This is a genomic window from Geminisphaera colitermitum TAV2, from assembly GCF_000171235.2.
Lineage (GTDB): Bacteria > Verrucomicrobiota > Verrucomicrobiia > Opitutales > Opitutaceae > Geminisphaera > Geminisphaera colitermitum.
Window position 1 is genome coordinate 38,242 of sequence record NZ_ABEA03000189.1, and the last position, 15,648, is coordinate 53,889.

Consider the following 15,648-nt stretch of genomic DNA (forward strand, 5'->3'; position numbering starts at 1 on the left):
GGCGGGAGGGCGGGAGGCGGAGGGTCAGGTCTTTCGGGTCGCCATCCAGTCGCGCAGGGCGGCGCCGACGTTGGCGGGTTTTTGTTTGATGAGTTCGTTGAGCATTTCGGGCGTGAGCACGGGGCGCGACGCGGCTCCACCAAGCCCGGTGGCGGCGGCTCCGGGCTGGCCGGCTGTGCCGTCGCCTGACGGCGGTTGATCGAGAAATTCAACCGGCACGGGCGCGGGGTGCTGGCGTTTCAACATGCGCCAGAAGATGAAAAAGATCAGCACGGCGACGGCCACGGCCACATAACGGCTGGCGGCTTCGATCCAGCCCTGCACGCGCGTCTCTGTCCGGATTTGTTCGATACGATCATCCACACCGGCGGCCTGAAACGGCACTTCCTGCAACGTCACCAGTTCTTCGATACGCCGTCCGGGGGAGGGGCGCAGGCCGAGGGCGTTAACCACGACCTGACGCAGGGCGGCGATTTCCGCTTCGGTGCGCGGGCCGGGCGCGGCGCCGCCGGCGGCGGGTGGGCGCGGGGCGATAAAAACGGCGGCGGTGAGGCCGAGGATCGTGCCGGGCGAGCGGGTTGTGTTGGTGAGGGTGCGGTTGATTTCGTAGGAGAGGGTGCGGTTCTTGCGCGTCTGGTCGTTGGTCACGGTGGGGCGCGCCTGGTCGGCGGGGGGGGGAGTGGTGGCGTTGGCCGTGACACCGACGACGCCTCCGGAGCGCGCTTCGCTGGAGTTGGTCACGTCCTCCGTGCTGGTCTGGGTGCGCACGACCTGGCCGTCAGGATCGTAACGTTCCTCGACGCGCGTGGCGGCCTCGGTGTCGATCTCGGCGGAGACGCGCACCACGGCGTTGCCCGCGCCGACGACGGGGAGGAGGAGCGATTCCACTTTTTTGGCAAAATACTCCTCCACTTGCTGGCGGTAACGCATCTGGCTGGAGGCGTCGGCCAGCGTGGGATCATCCTGCAATTCGGAGGAGAGCACGCGCCCTTTCTGGTCAACGACCGCGACCTGCGCGGGCTTGAGTCCCTGGACGGCGTTGGCCACGAGATTGCGGATCGAGTTGACGGCCTCGGTGTCGAGCCGCGGTCCGGTCAACTCGACGAAAACGGAGGCCGTGGGCTTCACGCCTTGGTCAATGAGGAGGAGGCGGTTCTCCGGCTGCACGATCATGACGCGGGCGCGGGCCACGCCGTCGAGTTGCGAGATGGTCCGCGCCAGTTCTCCCTGAAGAGCCCGCGTGTAGTTGGTGCGCTGCACGAAGTCGCTGAGTCCGAACTGGCCTTTGTCAAAGATCTCGAAGCCCACGCCTTCGCCTCCGGGCAGTCCCTTGGCGGCAAGGTCCATGCGCAGGCGGTGTACCTGATTGGCGGGTACATAGACGGAGCCTCCGCCCGCCGAGGCGCGGTAGGGCACGCCTTGCGCCTGAAGCGCGCTGATGATGGAGGCGGCGTCCTTGTCGGCGAGGCGTCCGTAGAGGAGCTGGTAATCGGGCTGGCGCGACCAGATGACAAGCGCCGCGACGGAGCCGATCACCGCCAGCGCGGCGACGACCAGGGAGATTCGCTGGTTGAGCCCGAGTTGTTTCCAGAGGGCGACCAACGATTGCGTGAAGGGTTTCATGTGCGTTGTGCGGCGTGAGGTGGCGTGAGGCGCGCGCTAGACGGGCATGCGCATGAGTTCCTGATAGCCATCAACGACTTTGTTGCGCACCTCCACCATAAGGCTGAAGGCGACGGAGGCTTCCTGCAGCGCGATCATGCTTTGGTGGAGCTTGTCGCTGTTGCCGAGGAGAACGTCGCGGGTTGCCTGCGTGGCGGCGACCTGCTTGTCGTTCACCGCCGCGACCGCCTTTTCAAACACCGCGCCGAAATCCAGCGCCGCCGCGCCCGATGACGAGGCGATGGCGTCGCCCGCGGGAAACAGGCCGGACGCAGCGGATGCACCGGACATGGGCGCAAGCCCGGCAGACGCGGCGAGCCTGGAGTAATCGGGAAGACTGACGCGCGACGCGGCAGCGGCAATGGGAGGGATGGAACCAATGATCGGCATGGGCGAGCGGGGAAAAAGTAGGAAGTAGAAATTAGGAATTAGGAAGTGGGCGGCTTCGCCGTCGCTTCGGGTTGCGGAGGTTTTGAGGTGTTCGTGTGCATGGGTTCGTTTTCTTAATTCTTAATTCTTAATTTTTAATTCCTGCGAAGCGGGCCATCAGCGGCCGATTTCGAGGGCCTTGAGCGCCATTTGTCGTGAGTTTTTCACTACTTGCAGGTTGGCCTCGTAGGTGCGCGAGGCGGTGATGAGGTCAACCATCTCGTAGGCGAGGTTGACGTTGGGCATCGTGACCATGCCGCTCGCGTCGGCGTCGGGATGTTGCGGATCGTAAACGCGCTGCCCCGCCGTGGTGTCGCCGCTCACGCTGCTCACCCGGACGGAGCGCAAGGGAACGCCGTCGATCTGGCCGAGCTTGTTGGTGAGTTCGGATTCGAAGGACACCATCTGCCGTTGATAAGGCAGCCCGTTGGGGCCTCGCGTGGTGTGCGCGTTGGCGATGTTTTGCGCGATGATGTCGAGGCGGGTTTTTTGCGCGTTGAGCGCGCTGGAGGTGGGACCGATGCCGGAAAGGAGGTTCATTTTGGGGAAAGGGTTGGGATTGGGAATAAAATGCTCAGGAGGCGGTGTTGCTGCCGGTGATGGCGAGGCGGAGTTGCTTGATGTGACGGCTGACGACTTCGGTGAGAAAATCGTATTCCACGGAGTTGCGGTTCATCGCCAGGAGTTCGGTTTCGAGTTCCACGGAATTGCCGTCGGGGCGCACGGTGCGCGCGCTTGCATCCTCCATCAGGCGCGGCGTCAGGTCGCTCATCTGCACGCGTTCGGAACCCGAGGCGGCGGCCTCGTTGAAACGCGCCCGGAGTGTCGCCGCAAAATCAGACGAGACATCGAGCCGGCGAAAGCCCGGGGTCTCGGCATTGGCGATGTTGGAGGCGATGGCCTCCTGGCGAAGCACGGCGGCGTCCAGGAGCTTCCGTGCCAACTGATAGTTGTCGGGCTGGAAGACGGGTTCGATCATTGCCCAGCCCGTTAGCAATGCGAATGCCATGCTGGCGCATGGATTTTTAATATATTGATAATAAATGTAATAAAAAACTCTGGTCTCTCGGGAATATTATCCGGACATGAGCATCGGGCATGCCGTGACGCCTGGCGGCAGAATTTGCCGGGGATGCCTTCATTTGCCTCCGAATGCGCCGATAAGCGAAGGGCACACTCATCGTGATTTCCGACGCCGACTATCAATTCATCCGCGATCTCGTTTACCGCCGCAGTCGCATCAATCTTGGCGATGCGAAGAAAGAGTTGGTCTCCGCCCGCCTGGGCAAACGCCTGCGCGTCACGCGGCTGTCATCGATTGGTGAATACTGCCGCTTCATCCAGACGCCCCTCGGACAGGAGGAGATCGGCCACCTGATCGACGCCATCTCGACCAACCACACCTATTTTTTCCGCGAAGAGAGTCATTTTACCGCCTTGCGCGAACTGATACTGCCCGAATTGCTCGCGCGCCGCACGAGTGAAAAGTGGCCCGAACTGCGCGTCTGGAGCGCCGCGTGTTCCAGTGGTGAGGAGCCCTACTCCATCGCCATCACGCTCGACCAGCAACTGCGCAGCGCCAGCGCCTGGCCGTGGTCGATACTCGCCACCGACATCTCCTCGCGCATCCTCGCCAGGGCCCGCGCGGGACTCTATCCCGCCGAGTCCGTGGCCAAAATCGACCGCGCCCTGGCCTCAACGTATTTTATTACCGAATACGAAACGAAGGGACGGGGCGACGGCGGCATGGGAGTGCCCGACCGGGCGGCGGGGGGGGGGGGGGGGGGCCGAACGCGGTGCGTCCATGCACCGCGTTCGGCCCGCGGTGGCGGCCCGCGTGCGTTTCCAACAGGGCAATCTGCTCTCCGGAGAACTGCCGGCGGGGGCGCCGTTTCACATTATTTTTTGTCGCAACGTCATGATCTATTTCGACCGTCCTACGCAGGAGGAATTGGTCTCCCGCCTTTCCTCCCGTCTTGTGCCCGGCGGATGGCTGCTCGTTGGTCATTCCGAAAGTCTCTCCGGCATCCGCCACTCACTGAAAATGATTCGCCCCGCAACCTACCGGGCAAGCGGGATCGGAAATCCCAAAGGCGTGAGCACGACCAAATCCTAAAACTGCGAAAAATTCGTGACGTCTCTGATCAAGCCGCCCGCCATCCGCGTTCTCATTGTGGACGACTCCGCCGTGGTCCGGCGCATCGTCAGCGACACACTTGCAAGCGACCCGGCAATCGAAGTCGTGGGCACGGCGATGGACCCTTACATCGCGCGCGACAAAATCCTGCGCCTCAATCCGCACGTCCTCACCCTCGACCTCGAAATGCCGCGCATGGACGGACTCACCTTCCTGCGCATCCTCATGGCCGAGCATCCGCTCCCGGTGGTCATCATGAGTTCGCTGACCCAGCACGGCTCGCAACAGGCGCTCGATGCCCTGCGGCTCGGCGCGGTCGATGTCATCGGCAAGCCAGACGATTCCGGAACGGTCGGCGAACTCGGTTCGCAACTGATCGCCAAGATCAAGGCCGCCGCCATCGCCCGCCTGCGCAAATCCGATTTGCTACGTCACCACCTCGCGCCGGGCGAATCCATGTTTGGCGGCGGCGCGCGGTTGATCGGAGCGGCGGCTTTTTCCGCCAATCCGCCGCCTGATGGGGCGAAGGACGCTCGAACAGGAGGGGCGCACGGTCGTGCGTCCGACGGCGGATTGACAGAAAAAGCTCCCGCTCCGGCAGACCTGCCGCTCCTTCCGCCCCCGGTCTATGCGGACGGACGCCTCTCGCCGCGACGTCTCATCGTGCTTGGCGCCTCGACCGGCGGCACCGAGGCGTTGCGCGCCGTGCTTACGCGGCTGCCCGCAGGCCTGCCGCCCATCGCCATCGTGCAGCACATCCCGGCCACGTTTTCCCGCGCGTTTGCCGACCGGCTCAACAAACTCTGCGCCTTCGAGGTGCGCGAAGCCGCCGACGGCGACGCACTCACGCCCGGAGTCGCACTCATCGCGCCGGGAAATTATCACATGCTCGTCGAGTGGCATGGCGGCGGCGGCAGCCGTATCCTGTTGCCCACGACAACATCCGTTGCAACGCCCGGCTACCGCGTGCGCATTGTCGATGGGCCGCGTGTCTGGCATCAGCGGCCCGCCGTGGACCTGCTGTTCAAATCCGCCGCCGAGCACGCCGGGCGGCACGCCATCGCCGGCGTCCTCACCGGCATGGGCAAGGACGGGGCCGACGGCCTGCTGCGGCTCCGCCAGATGGGTGCCGTGACTTTCGCGCAGGACGAGGCCAGTTGCGTCGTCTATGGAATGCCTCGCGTAGCCTGGGAAAACGGAGCGGCCCAGCGTCAGGTCGCGCTCGACGCGGTCCCCGAGTATCTCCTGCACGCCGCCACCGACGCGGTTCCCCGCTGACCGCCTCCCCCCCCCCCTCCCCTGCCCTGCCCTTCGCCTTCACCATGCCAGGATCACCCGGACCCGCAGTTCTCTTCCCCCAACGCGTCATCATCGGCGTTGGCGAACTCGCGGTGTCCAACAATCCCAACGTCACCCTCAGCACCTACGCACTCGGCTCGTGCGTCGGCCTCGTGGCCTACGATCCCGTGAGGCGCGGCGGAGGCATCCTGCACATCATGCTTCCGCAATCAGCGCTTTCCCCCGAAAAGGCCGGACAACAGCCCGCCATGTTTGCCGACACGGGTGTGCCCGCGCTTTTCGACTCCCTGCGCGGCATCGGGGCCGAACGCCGCCGCCTGCGTCTCTATCTGGCGGGCGGCGCCTGCGTGTTGAGCGGCCCCGACACCTTCAAGATCGGCGAGCGCAATATCTCCGCCACCCGTCAAATGCTGTCCGTTTACGGTTGTCCTGCCACGGACATCGAACTCGGAGGCACCATCAACCGCACCCTGCACCTGGAAATCGCCACCGGCCGCCTCACCATCAAACGCCCCGACCGCACACAAGAGATTGACTTGGGCCCCCTCTCTTCTTCCGCGATGTAACCCATATATTCGATTTTGCCGATTCGCTCTTGGTTCTTGAAAAAAATAGTATCAATCATTAGTGAATATTCACTCTTACTATTGTTTCCCTAATGATTAACTATATAAAATTGCATTAGCAGGCACGCGCCCCCCTGTTTTTCATATTATTGGATTTTCACGCGTCTTTAATGGAATGGAGTCGCAACATTGCTTGACGAAGAAGGGCAAAGGCTGCTGAATCACTCATTGTCAACATCGGCACGACAGAGTCATCGTTTCATCGCACTACCACACACTTCCGAAGCCCGTCTCGTGTCGCAATTCATTGCAATTAGCAATATATTATCAACAAGCATACGCAAAACAACCTCACCAAGAAAACCGACCAGCAGCAGCATAAGCAAATTTTAATCGCACTATAAATATAGCCGCCGCCACATGGACTCCGGCTTCTTATCATTTCTTCCTCCACCCCTGATGCAGACATATAGTGACACTCACTTGCGATCCCCTCTTGTTATTAGCACCATCCAAGATACTGATGATATCCATGAATTTCGTGCCACAGGTCAGACGCCACCGGGCTCGCCGTCCAGCTTCGGAGCCAGTTGGGAATGGAACCCGACCAGCGGCATCTTCACTTGGTCCGGCGCACATGCGCGTCTTTTCGGACTTCCGCCCGCCACGTTTCAGGAAGACTTGGATGCATTTTGCCTGCGCCTGCATCCGCACGACCGACCCGGATTCGAGGCGGCGTTGATTCGCAGTCGGGATTTTCGTGAGTCGTTTTTCTTCTCCTATCGCATCCGCCTCCCCGATGGTTCGCTTCAGCGTTTGCGTTCGTCTGGCCACCTGCTAACCAGCGAGCGTTCCCCCACCCCGCTCCTGATCGGCATCACCCACTGCCCGGCCAGTGACGGCCCCCTCCCCCCCCCCCCCCCCCCCTGTCCGAACTACAGCCGCGCCGTTGCCTGCCGGCGACGATACGTTGCATCCGCCCCATCGAAACGGCGTCTGGCTGCGCACCCAGTCCCGCCCTGGCACGCCACCATCGGGCGGTGGTATTTCAAGACTCGACGCCACCCGCGCCACCGACGGCGCATCCGGGGAGGTTCTGGACGAACTTTTTCAGGCGAACTCCATCAAGGAACGCTATCAGATGATTTTTCAGCAGATGTCGGATGGTTTCACGCTGTTCGAATGCATCTGCGACGCGCGTGGCGACATCGAAGATTTCCGGCTTATCGACATCAATCCGGCCGCCGAGCGCATTCTTGCGATGAAGGCAGCCGTCTGCATCGGAACCAACCTGCACAGCTTCCTGCCCGACCTCGACCCCGAACTGCGCCAAGCGTTCATCCAAGTCGCCACCACTGGATCTGAGCGTCGGCTCACCACTCATTTTGCCTCGCGGGAAAAGCATTTTTCACTCCTCGCCTTCCGTCCGCGTCCCGGGCAGTTCGCCTGTATCTTCCAGGACATTACCGAACGCAGACAGCTCGAAGCCCAGTTTTTCCACGCGCAAAAAATGGAGGTTGTCGGCCAGCTCGCCAGCGGCGTCGCCCACGACTACAACAACATCCTCACCTCCACGCTCCTGCTCCTCGGAATGTTGCTCGGCGATTCGTCCCAGCCCCGGCACATGGTCGATGCGCTCAAGGAACTGGAAGGGGAGACCAAACGCGCCGCCCGGCTCACCCGCCAGCTTCTCGCCTTCAGCCGCAAGCATCCCGCGCAGATCAAGCCCGTCAACCTGCACGAATTGCTCTCGCACCTTTTCACCATGCTCAACCGGCTCCTCGGCGAGCACATCCAGGTCGAGATCCTGGGCAACGAGACGCCGCTCTGGATCGAGGCTGACGCGGGCATGATCGAGCAAGTGGTCATCAACCTGTGCATCAATGCCCGTGACGCCATGATGCCCGCCGGCGGGCGGCTCACCCTTCAGACCGCGCTCGTTCCCGTCGATGCCGCCCTCCGCCGCAATCACCCGGAAGCCACCCGCCCCTCCTACGCGCGCCTCTCTGTCACCGACACGGGCTGCGGCATGGATGACGTCACGCTGCGCCGCATTTTCGAGCCGTTTTTCACGACCAAGGGACGCCAGCACGGCACCGGCCTCGGGCTCGTCACCGTGCAAAACATCACGCGCCAGCACCATGGCTGGCTCGACGTGCATACGCGTATTGGTTCTGGCAGTACATTTGATGTTTACCTCCCGGTCCTTGTTCCCTCCTCTCCCTCTGCGACCGCGTCAGTCTCTTCCCGTCATGCCTCCGATGGCGATTCCCTGCACGGCACCGAGACGATCCTTCTCGTCGAGGACGAGGCCAGCGTCCGGCAGACCGCCGCCGCCAGTCTGCGCGCCTACGGCTACGAAGTGATCGAGGCCAACGACGCCACCACCGCCCTCCGCTGCTGGCGCCAGACGCAGCACCGCATTGATCTCCTTCTCACTGACATGGTCATGCCCTGCGGGGTCTCCGGCATGGAGCTCGCCCTCCAACTTTCGCGCGAACAACCCACGCTCAAGATCATTGTTTCCAGCGGCTACAACGCCCCGCCCCAAGCCGCGCCCGGCACCCCGTCGATGAATGATTGCTACCTCCCCAAACCCTACGACACCCGCACCCTCCTCGCCACGATCCGACAGCACTTGGATCAGACGTGAGGGAGGATTTGGAAATCCCGTTTTTAACCGCGAATGAACGCGAATAGACGCGAATTCAGAAAGACTGATGAAATACATAATTATTTGAACATGGTTTTTGGTGTGTTTTTATTCGCGCCCATTCGCGTCGATTCGCGGTTACGGTTTGGGTCCTTTGGTTTTGGCTCAGCCGCTCCAAGTTCATTCGCGGTTAAAATGTTTTTTGGAATCCGCCCGTAATGTCCCCCCTTCCCCCCACCCAAAATGAAGAAGGGGGGGAGGAGGGTAATTATGCCGGATCGTAGTCGAGATACGGGCCGAGCCAGCGTTCGGCTTCGGCGAGGGGCATTTGTTTGCGACGGGCGTAGTCCTCGACCTGGTCGCGGGCAAGTTTGCCGACGCCGAAATACTTCGATTGCGGATGATTGAAATACCAGCCGCTGACAGATGAGGCCGGCGTCATGGCGCAGCTTTCAGTCAGGCTTACGCCGGTCGCGGCAGTCGTGTCGAGGAGTCGGAAGAGGATCGGCTTTTCGGTGTGATCGGGACAGGCGGGATAACCGGGCGCGGGACGGATGCCACGATAACGTTCGCGAATGAGGTCTTCGGGAGTGAGGTTTTCCGTGCGTCCGTAGCCGCAAAGATCGCGGGCGTGTTTGTGGAATTTTTCCGCGAGCGCCTCGGCAATGCGGTCGCCAAGGGCTTGCGTCATGATGGCGTTGTAGTCGTCGCCGGCACGTTTGAACTCGGCGGCGAGTTTTTCCACGCCGTCGCCCGCCGTCACGGTGAAACCGCCGATGTAGTCGATGCGGCATGACGGATTCTGCGCGGGGTCTTTGGGCGCGATGTAGTCGGTGAGACAGAGGTTGTGCTCGCCGGTGTTTTTGCTGAATTGCTGGCGGAGTTGGTGGAAGCGGACAAGAGGGGTGGCGCGGGTTTCGTCGGTGTAGAGTTCGATGTCGTCGCCGTCGGCATTGCAGGGCCAAAAGCCAATGACGGCACGGGGACGGAAGCGTTTTTCAGCGGTGATGCGGGCGAGAAGTGCCTGGGCATCGTTGTAGAGTTTGGTCGCCTCGGTGCCGATGACGTCGTCGGTGAGAATTTGCGGGAAACGTCCGTGGAGTTCCCATGCGCTGAAGAAGGGACCCCAGTCGATAAAGGGTATGATTTCGTCGAGCGAGATGCCCGTAAAAACGCGTGTACCCAGAAATTCAGGACGCGGGATGTCTACGGTGGTCCAGTCGGTGGGCAGGGCGCGGGCGCGGGCTTCGGCGAGCGGGATCAGTGTTTTTTTCGCGCGGCGGGCGGCGAAGTCATCGCGTTGTTTTTGCTGCTTCGCGGTGATCCCGGCGAGGTAGGCGGTTTTTTGGTCAGGCGAGAGGAGGGCGCTGGCGACATTAACGACGCGGGAGGCGTCGAGGACATGGATGGCGCCGGGCGCGTATTCGGGAGCGATTTTCACGGCGGTGTGCGCGGGGCTGGTCGTCGCGCCGCCGATGAGGAGAGGGATTTGAAAACCGGCGCGTTTCATCTCGCGGGCAACGTGGACCATCTCGTCAAGCGAGGGCGTGATGAGGCCGGAGAGTCCGATGATGTCGGCGTTGAGGCGTTTCGCTTCGGCGAGAATTTTGTCGCAGGGCACCATGACGCCGAGGTCGTGGACTTCGTAGTTGTTGCAGGCGAGGACGACGCCGACGATGTTTTTGCCGATGTCGTGCACGTCGCCCTTGACGGTGGCCATGACGATGCGGCCTTGCGTGCGGGTGGCTTCACCGGCGGCGGCGGCACGTTTTTTCTCTTCCTCCATGAAGGGGGTGAGGTAGGCGACGGAGCGTTTCATGACGCGGGCGCTTTTGACGACTTGGGGGAGGAACATTTTGCCTGCGCCGAAGAGGTCGCCGACAATGCGCATGCCGTCCATGAGCGGGCCTTCGATGATGTCCAGGGGACGCGGATATTTTGGCGAAGAACGGGCTTCCTCGGTGTCGGCTTCGATGTGGGCGTCGATGCCTTTGACGAGGGCGTGCGAGAGGCGTTGTTCGACGGGAAGGGCGCGCCAGGCGTCGAGGGGGGGGGGGGGGGAGGATGCTGAGTTGGTGTTCGGCGTTCCTTGGGCGCGAGTGGTTTTGATTTCGTCGGCCAAGGCGATGAGGCGGTCGGTGGCGCCGGGGTCGCGGTTGAGGATGACGTCTTCGACGTGGTGGCGGAGTGTGGGGTCGAGGTCGTCGTAGTTGCCGAGCATGCCGGCGTTGACGATGCCCATGTCGAGTCCGGCGCGGATGGCGTGGTAAAGGAAAACGGTGTGGATGGCTTCGCGGACGGGGTTGTTGCCGCGAAAGGAAAAGGAGACGTTGGAGACGCCGCCGGAGACTTTGGCGTGCGGTAGTGTTTTTTTAATGACACGCGTGGCTTCGAAGAAATCGACGGCGTAATTGTTGTGCTCTTCGATGCCGGTGGCGATGGTGAGGATGTTGGGGTCGAAGATGATGTCTTCGGGGGGGAAGTCGGCGCGTTGCGTGAGGAGGTGGTAGGCGCGGGTGCAGATGCGGACTTTGTCGTCGCGGGTGGCGGCCTGGCCTTGTTCGTCGAAGGCCATGACAACGGCGGCGGCTCCGTAGCGGCGGAGAAGGCGGGCGCGGCGGAGAAATTCGGTTTCGCCGTCTTTGAGCGAGATGGAGTTGACGATGCCTTTGCCTTGGAGGCACTGAAGGCCGGCTTCGAGGACGCTCCATTTGGAGGAGTCAATCATCACGGGGACGCGGGTGATGTCGGGCTCGGCGGCGATGAGATTGAGAAATTTAACCATCGTGGCCTCGCCGTCGATGAGCGCTTCGTCCACGTTGATGTCGAGGATGTTGGCGCCGTTGGCGACTTGCTGGTGCGCGATTTCGACAGCGGCGGTCCAGTCACCTGCCTTGATGGCTTTGGCGAACTTCGGCGAGCCAGTGATGTTGGTGCGTTCGCCGACGAGGAGGAAGGTCGAGGCCGCGGAGGAAGTGGTGTTTGTGGTGTTGTCGGTCACGGGTGGTCGGCGCGTGGTGTTTTTTTAACCGCGAATGAACGCGAATGGTCGCGAATAAAGACAGAAATACAGGCAGTGTTTGGTTTTTCTATTCGCGTTCATTCGTGGTTGGTTTGGAGATGGTTCGTGAGCTTAAGACGAGTCGCTCCCACTGGAGGCGTTGATGTTTGAAATTCAAGAGCAGTCCTACTTGGAGTCCGGTAATGTGGAGGTAATTTAGTATTTGTCCGCGCTCGTAGTCGGTAATCTGGTCAATGACTTTGGTGTCCACGATTACCTGTCTGAACGCGATGAGGTCGGGAATGAACTCGGCAACAGTCACTTCCTTGTAAATGACGGGGAATCGGGGTTGTTGCTCAAAGGGGATGCGGCGCAAAACGAACTCGTGAACCAACGCGTTCTCATAGGCTTTTTCGTGGAGACCATAACCGAGAACGTTGTGAACCTCCAAGGCAGCGCCGACTATGGCGTAAACTTCGTTTTTGAAGAGCAGCTCGTTTTTCATCGTTATTGTTTTAACCGCGAATGATCGCGAATGGTCGCGAATAAAGGCAGGAATACAGGCAGAGTTTTGTGGTTTTTTATTCGCGTCTATTCGCGTTCATTCGCGGTTGGTTTGAAAAATCAGGCGATGGTGAGTGGTTCCAATCCGCTGAGGCGGAGAGCGGTGTGGCGGGGCGGGATGGCGCGCGGAGGCAGTCCGCGGACGGCGTCCGCGATGGCTTTGATGTGCGCGGGCGTGGAGCCGCAGCAGCCCCCGACCATGTTGACGAGACCGGCTTCGGCAAACTGGCGCAGCACGCGGGCCATGTCGGCGGGCGTCTCGTCGTAGCCGCCAAAGGCGTTGGGAAGACCGGCATTCGGGTAGCACGTCACGGGGCACTCGGCGAGGCGGGCGAGTTCCTCGACAAAGGGCCTCATGCCGACGCCGCCAAGAGCGCAATTAATGCCAACGCTGAAAGGACGGACGTGACGGACGCTGTTGTAAAATGCCTCGGGTGTCTGGCCGGAGAGGGTGCGACCAGAGGCGTCGGTGATGGTGACGCTGATCATCACGGGTAAGCGGGGGGGGGGGGGGGAGCCTGTCGCGGGATCAGGTTCGCTGAAAACGCCTTCGATGGCAAAGAGCGCGGCCTTGGCGTTGAGGGTGTCGAAGATGGTTTCAACGAGCAGGGCGTCCACACCGCCGGCGATGAGGGCGCGAATCTGCTCAGTATAGGCGGCGACGACCTGCGCCCATGTCACGGCGCGATAATCAGGGCGGTTGACATCGGGGGACATCGAGAGCGTGCGGTTGAGCGGACCGATCGCTCCGGCAACGAAGCAGCGGCGGCCCGGCGTGGCGGTCTCGGTGGCCCGGACGGCGCGTCGGGCAATGGCAGCAGCGGCAGTGTTAATTTCGGTGACGAGGGGTTCGAGGTGGTAGTCGGCCTGCGAGATGGCGGTGGAGTTGAAGGTGTTGGTTTCGACCATGTCGGCCCCGGCTGCGAAATAGGCGGCATGGATGCCTTCAATCACGTCGGGGCGCGTGAGGCTGAGGAGGTCGTTGTTGCCTTGGAGATCGTGCGGATGGTCGTCGAAGCACGTGCCGCGAAAATCGGCCTCGGTGAGCTTGTGCGTCTGTATCATTGAGCCCATCGCACCATCGAGGATGGCGATGCGGCTGGCAAAAAGTTCGCGCAGCGCGGCGAAGGACGGTGACTCGGTGACACTGGAAGGCGGTGCGGCAGATGTGACGGCGGCGGACATGAACGGACAGGTGTTGGCGAAGAAGAGCGTGCAACCAAGCGCAAATTCGCCGGAAGGCAATAAACATATCAACAAATTCCTATATGTTGTATGTTATTTAATTAATGCAAATCAACGGATGACGGAAAATGTGCAATCCGCGCGCATACTTGGGGATTGTCGTTGGCACTCCGGTGTCATTTTTGTGATTCCGTGAAAATTGACACTGACCAGCCAATTTCCCTCCGCCCCAAGACATGTTGCGGCAAGGGAACAACTACAACCCTCCTTGCCGCCGCGTTTGCGTTCGCCGCGTTTGCCGCGCTCGCACCGGCCCAAACCGCCGCAGAGTCCACGACCTCCGCAAAGCCCACGGTGCTCGACGACGTGGTGATCTCGGCCTCGCGCACGCCGCAGGATGTGAAAACGACGCCGAGCAGCGTATCGGTGATTTCGCTACCAGAGATGGAGCGCCAGCAAATCACGGACCTGCGCACGGCGTTGCAAACGGTGCCGGGAGTCGTCGTTCCGCAAAACGGCGGCGGACTCGGCAGCCAGAGCATGGTGTCGATCCGCGGTGCGGATACCGATCACACGCTGTTCATGGTGGACGGCATTCGCGTCAATACGCAGGACTTCACGGCCGGTTACTCCAGTCTGCTCGGTGGAGTGGGGCTCGGCGGGCTTGATCGCGTGGAGGTGCTGCGAGGCGCGCAGAGCGTGCTTTATGGCAGCGCGGCCATCGGTGGAGTGATTTCGCTGCAAACACCGCGCGGACAGGGTCCGGCCTCGGGCGTGCTGTCGGCGGGAGGCGGTTCGTTCAATACATTTGGCGGCTCGGCCAGCATCTCAGGTTCGGGCGACATAGCCACCGGCAGGAACGGCGAAGGCCCATTCAGCTACTCGCTCAATCTCGCGCTTGTGAACACGGAAAATGACCGCGATTACAACGACTTCAAACAGGTCAGCTTCGCGGGTCGCGCCGAGTATGCGCTCTCGGACTTGTTCACCTTTGGCGTTACCTACCGCGCCATGACTTCCGACTATGAGGAACCGGGATCGATCCTGTCTCCCTGGCCCGGATACGCCGAGCTTGAGAACACCCTGGCAACTGCCTACGCCGACTGGCATCCGTCCGATGTCTTCACCTCGCGCCTCACCTATGGATGGGTGCAAAATCTCTATAGTTGGAGCGACTCCACCGGCGAATATCCTTCGCACAGCACGCGCAACATCATTGACTGGCAAAACACCTGGCAGGCCACCGAGTGGCTGCAACTGGTGGCTGGCGTCAACGCCGAGTGGTCACGCTACACCTCCAGCGGCACGCGGATGGACGACGACCTGCGCTCGCTCTACGCCAACGTGCTGATGCAGCCAGTCAGGAATCTTGAATACACCGTGGGTTTCCGGGCCGATGATTACGACACATTCGACACCCACGCCACCTGGCGCACAGGCGCGGCCTATCGTATCGAAAAAACCAACACAACGCTGCGCGCCAACTATGGCACCGGATTCAACGCCCCCGCCCCGCAATACGTCCTTGGCGGAGGTTTCTATGTCGCCAGCCCCAATCTCAATCCCGAGGAATCCAAGGGGTGGGATGCCGGTATTGAGCAGGACATTTGGGACGGTCGCGTGACGCTTGGCGCCACGTATTTCCGCAATGAGTTCACCAATAAATTTTCGACACAGATGGTCGGCTCTCAATATCAATACTACAATCTCCCCGGGGAATCGACCACCGATGGCGCCGAGTTGTCCCTCGCCACCCGTCCGCATGAATCGGTCCGCGCCCGCGTGTCCTACACTTATCTGAGCGCACGCGACGACAACGGCGGACGTCTGCCCTACAGCGTGCGCCATGTGTTGAGTGGCGACGTCAACTGGCAGGCCACGCGCGTCTGGTTGATTGGTGCCGGCGCCAGCTTCTTGGCCGGTCGCGTGGACAACTACAGCTCAGCGATGGACGACTACGTCACCGTGCGCCTCTACACGAGCTACGAACTGCGCCCCGGGCTTACGCTCAAGGCGCGCATCGAAAACCTCTTCGACGAAGGCTACGACTCCATCACCGGCTACCCTGCCCTGCCGTTTGGAGCATATGGAAGCATTGAGTGGCGGTTTTAAGAAAAACTGCCACGGTGCCATCCGTTTTGATGACACAACG

12 protein-coding genes and 2 pseudogenes are annotated in these 15,648 nt (G+C 61.4%); 7 read left to right on the forward strand and 7 right to left on the reverse strand.

The features are described from left to right. Positions 1-24: 24 nt before the first annotated feature. The 4 genes from fliF to flgB all read right to left on the reverse strand — a co-directional run bounded on the left by fliF (position 25) and on the right by flgB (position 3,100). The gene (fliF, locus tag OBACDRAFT_RS22210) at positions 25-1,623 is read right to left on the reverse strand and encodes a flagellar basal-body MS-ring/collar protein FliF (protein WP_043589102.1); all 1,599 of its coding nucleotides are present in this window, start codon (positions 1,621-1,623) and stop codon (positions 25-27) included. Between the two features lie 36 nt (positions 1,624-1,659). Next, entirely contained in the window at positions 1,660-2,052 is a 393-nt protein-coding gene (fliE, locus tag OBACDRAFT_RS22215) for a flagellar hook-basal body complex protein FliE (protein WP_043589103.1), read from the reverse strand. A gap of 156 nt (positions 2,053-2,208) precedes the next feature. Next, positions 2,209-2,631 carry a flagellar basal body rod protein FlgC gene (gene flgC, locus OBACDRAFT_RS22220; protein ID WP_043589105.1) on the reverse strand — a complete coding sequence of 141 codons (423 nt, stop codon included), beginning with the start codon at positions 2,629-2,631 and terminating at the stop codon, positions 2,209-2,211. Between the two features lie 34 nt (positions 2,632-2,665). After that, on the reverse strand, positions 2,666-3,100 hold the full coding sequence (gene flgB, locus OBACDRAFT_RS22225) for a flagellar basal body rod protein FlgB (protein WP_232767553.1): 435 nt from the start codon (positions 3,098-3,100) through the stop codon (positions 2,666-2,668). Between the two features lie 173 nt (positions 3,101-3,273). Between flgB and OBACDRAFT_RS30955 the strand changes: the two are divergent. The 6 genes and pseudogenes from OBACDRAFT_RS30955 to OBACDRAFT_RS22245 all read left to right on the forward strand — a co-directional run. Beyond that, positions 3,274-3,747 (forward strand): annotated as a pseudogene (locus OBACDRAFT_RS30955) (CheR family methyltransferase); the annotation flags it as partial. 148 nt (positions 3,748-3,895) lie between these two features. Beyond that, complete coding sequence (locus OBACDRAFT_RS30960) at positions 3,896-4,207, forward strand: CheR family methyltransferase (RefSeq protein ID WP_064502887.1); 312 nt, start codon at positions 3,896-3,898, stop codon at positions 4,205-4,207. Between the two features lie 15 nt (positions 4,208-4,222). Then, positions 4,223-5,506: a protein-glutamate methylesterase/protein-glutamine glutaminase gene (locus tag OBACDRAFT_RS22235; protein WP_043589107.1), complete on the forward strand. Its 1,284-nt coding sequence runs from the start codon at positions 4,223-4,225 to the stop codon at positions 5,504-5,506. Positions 5,507-5,550: 44 nt separating this feature from the next. Beyond that, positions 5,551-6,093, forward strand: a complete 543-nt coding sequence (locus OBACDRAFT_RS22240; RefSeq protein ID WP_043589108.1) for a chemotaxis protein CheD — start codon at positions 5,551-5,553, stop codon at positions 6,091-6,093. A gap of 459 nt (positions 6,094-6,552) precedes the next feature. After that, positions 6,553-6,888 (forward strand): annotated as a pseudogene (locus OBACDRAFT_RS31325) (PAS domain-containing protein); the annotation flags it as partial. A 100-nt stretch (positions 6,889-6,988) separates the two neighbouring features. Continuing rightward, a complete protein-coding gene (locus tag OBACDRAFT_RS22245) occupies positions 6,989-8,746 on the forward strand; it encodes a hybrid sensor histidine kinase/response regulator (protein ID WP_232767554.1) in 1,758 nt (585 codons plus the stop codon). A 268-nt stretch (positions 8,747-9,014) separates the two neighbouring features. On the opposite strand, the gene metH is transcribed toward OBACDRAFT_RS22245, so the two are convergent. The 3 genes from metH to OBACDRAFT_RS22260 form a co-directional block, all read right to left on the reverse strand. Further along, positions 9,015-11,747, reverse strand: coding sequence for a methionine synthase (gene metH, locus OBACDRAFT_RS22250; protein WP_052362377.1), 2,733 nt, complete (start codon positions 11,745-11,747; stop codon positions 9,015-9,017). Between the two features lie 88 nt (positions 11,748-11,835). After that, complete coding sequence (locus tag OBACDRAFT_RS22255) at positions 11,836-12,252, reverse strand: GxxExxY protein (protein ID WP_052362378.1); 417 nt, start codon at positions 12,250-12,252, stop codon at positions 11,836-11,838. 119 nt (positions 12,253-12,371) lie between these two features. Continuing rightward, positions 12,372-13,496 carry a homocysteine S-methyltransferase family protein gene (locus tag OBACDRAFT_RS22260; RefSeq protein WP_043589118.1) on the reverse strand — a complete coding sequence of 375 codons (1,125 nt, stop codon included), beginning with the start codon at positions 13,494-13,496 and terminating at the stop codon, positions 12,372-12,374. A gap of 192 nt (positions 13,497-13,688) precedes the next feature. On the opposite strand from OBACDRAFT_RS22260, the gene OBACDRAFT_RS22265 reads away from it, so the two are divergent. After that, positions 13,689-15,608 carry a TonB-dependent receptor plug domain-containing protein gene (locus tag OBACDRAFT_RS22265; RefSeq protein WP_052362379.1) on the forward strand — a complete coding sequence of 640 codons (1,920 nt, stop codon included), beginning with the start codon at positions 13,689-13,691 and terminating at the stop codon, positions 15,606-15,608. Positions 15,609-15,648 lie beyond the last annotated feature (40 nt).

Bases quoted from the DNA above. Each gene is read 5' to 3' on its own strand.
- OBACDRAFT_RS30960 (WP_064502887.1), top strand. From the start codon at position 3,896: ATGCACCGCGTTCGGCCCGCGGTGGCGGCCCGCGTGCGTTTCCAACAG.
- OBACDRAFT_RS22240 (WP_043589108.1), top strand. From the start codon at position 5,551: ATGCCAGGATCACCCGGACCCGCAGTTCTCTTCCCCCAACGCGTCATC.
- OBACDRAFT_RS22260 (WP_043589118.1), bottom strand. From the start codon at position 13,496: ATGTCCGCCGCCGTCACATCTGCCGCACCGCCTTCCAGTGTCACCGAG.
- OBACDRAFT_RS22255 (WP_052362378.1), bottom strand. From the start codon at position 12,252: ATGAAAAACGAGCTGCTCTTCAAAAACGAAGTTTACGCCATAGTCGGC.
- flgC (WP_043589105.1), bottom strand. From the start codon at position 2,631: ATGAACCTCCTTTCCGGCATCGGTCCCACCTCCAGCGCGCTCAACGCG.
- flgB (WP_232767553.1), bottom strand. From the start codon at position 3,100: ATGGCATTCGCATTGCTAACGGGCTGGGCAATGATCGAACCCGTCTTC.
- fliF (WP_043589102.1), bottom strand. From the start codon at position 1,623: ATGAAACCCTTCACGCAATCGTTGGTCGCCCTCTGGAAACAACTCGGG.
- fliE (WP_043589103.1), bottom strand. From the start codon at position 2,052: ATGCCGATCATTGGTTCCATCCCTCCCATTGCCGCTGCCGCGTCGCGC.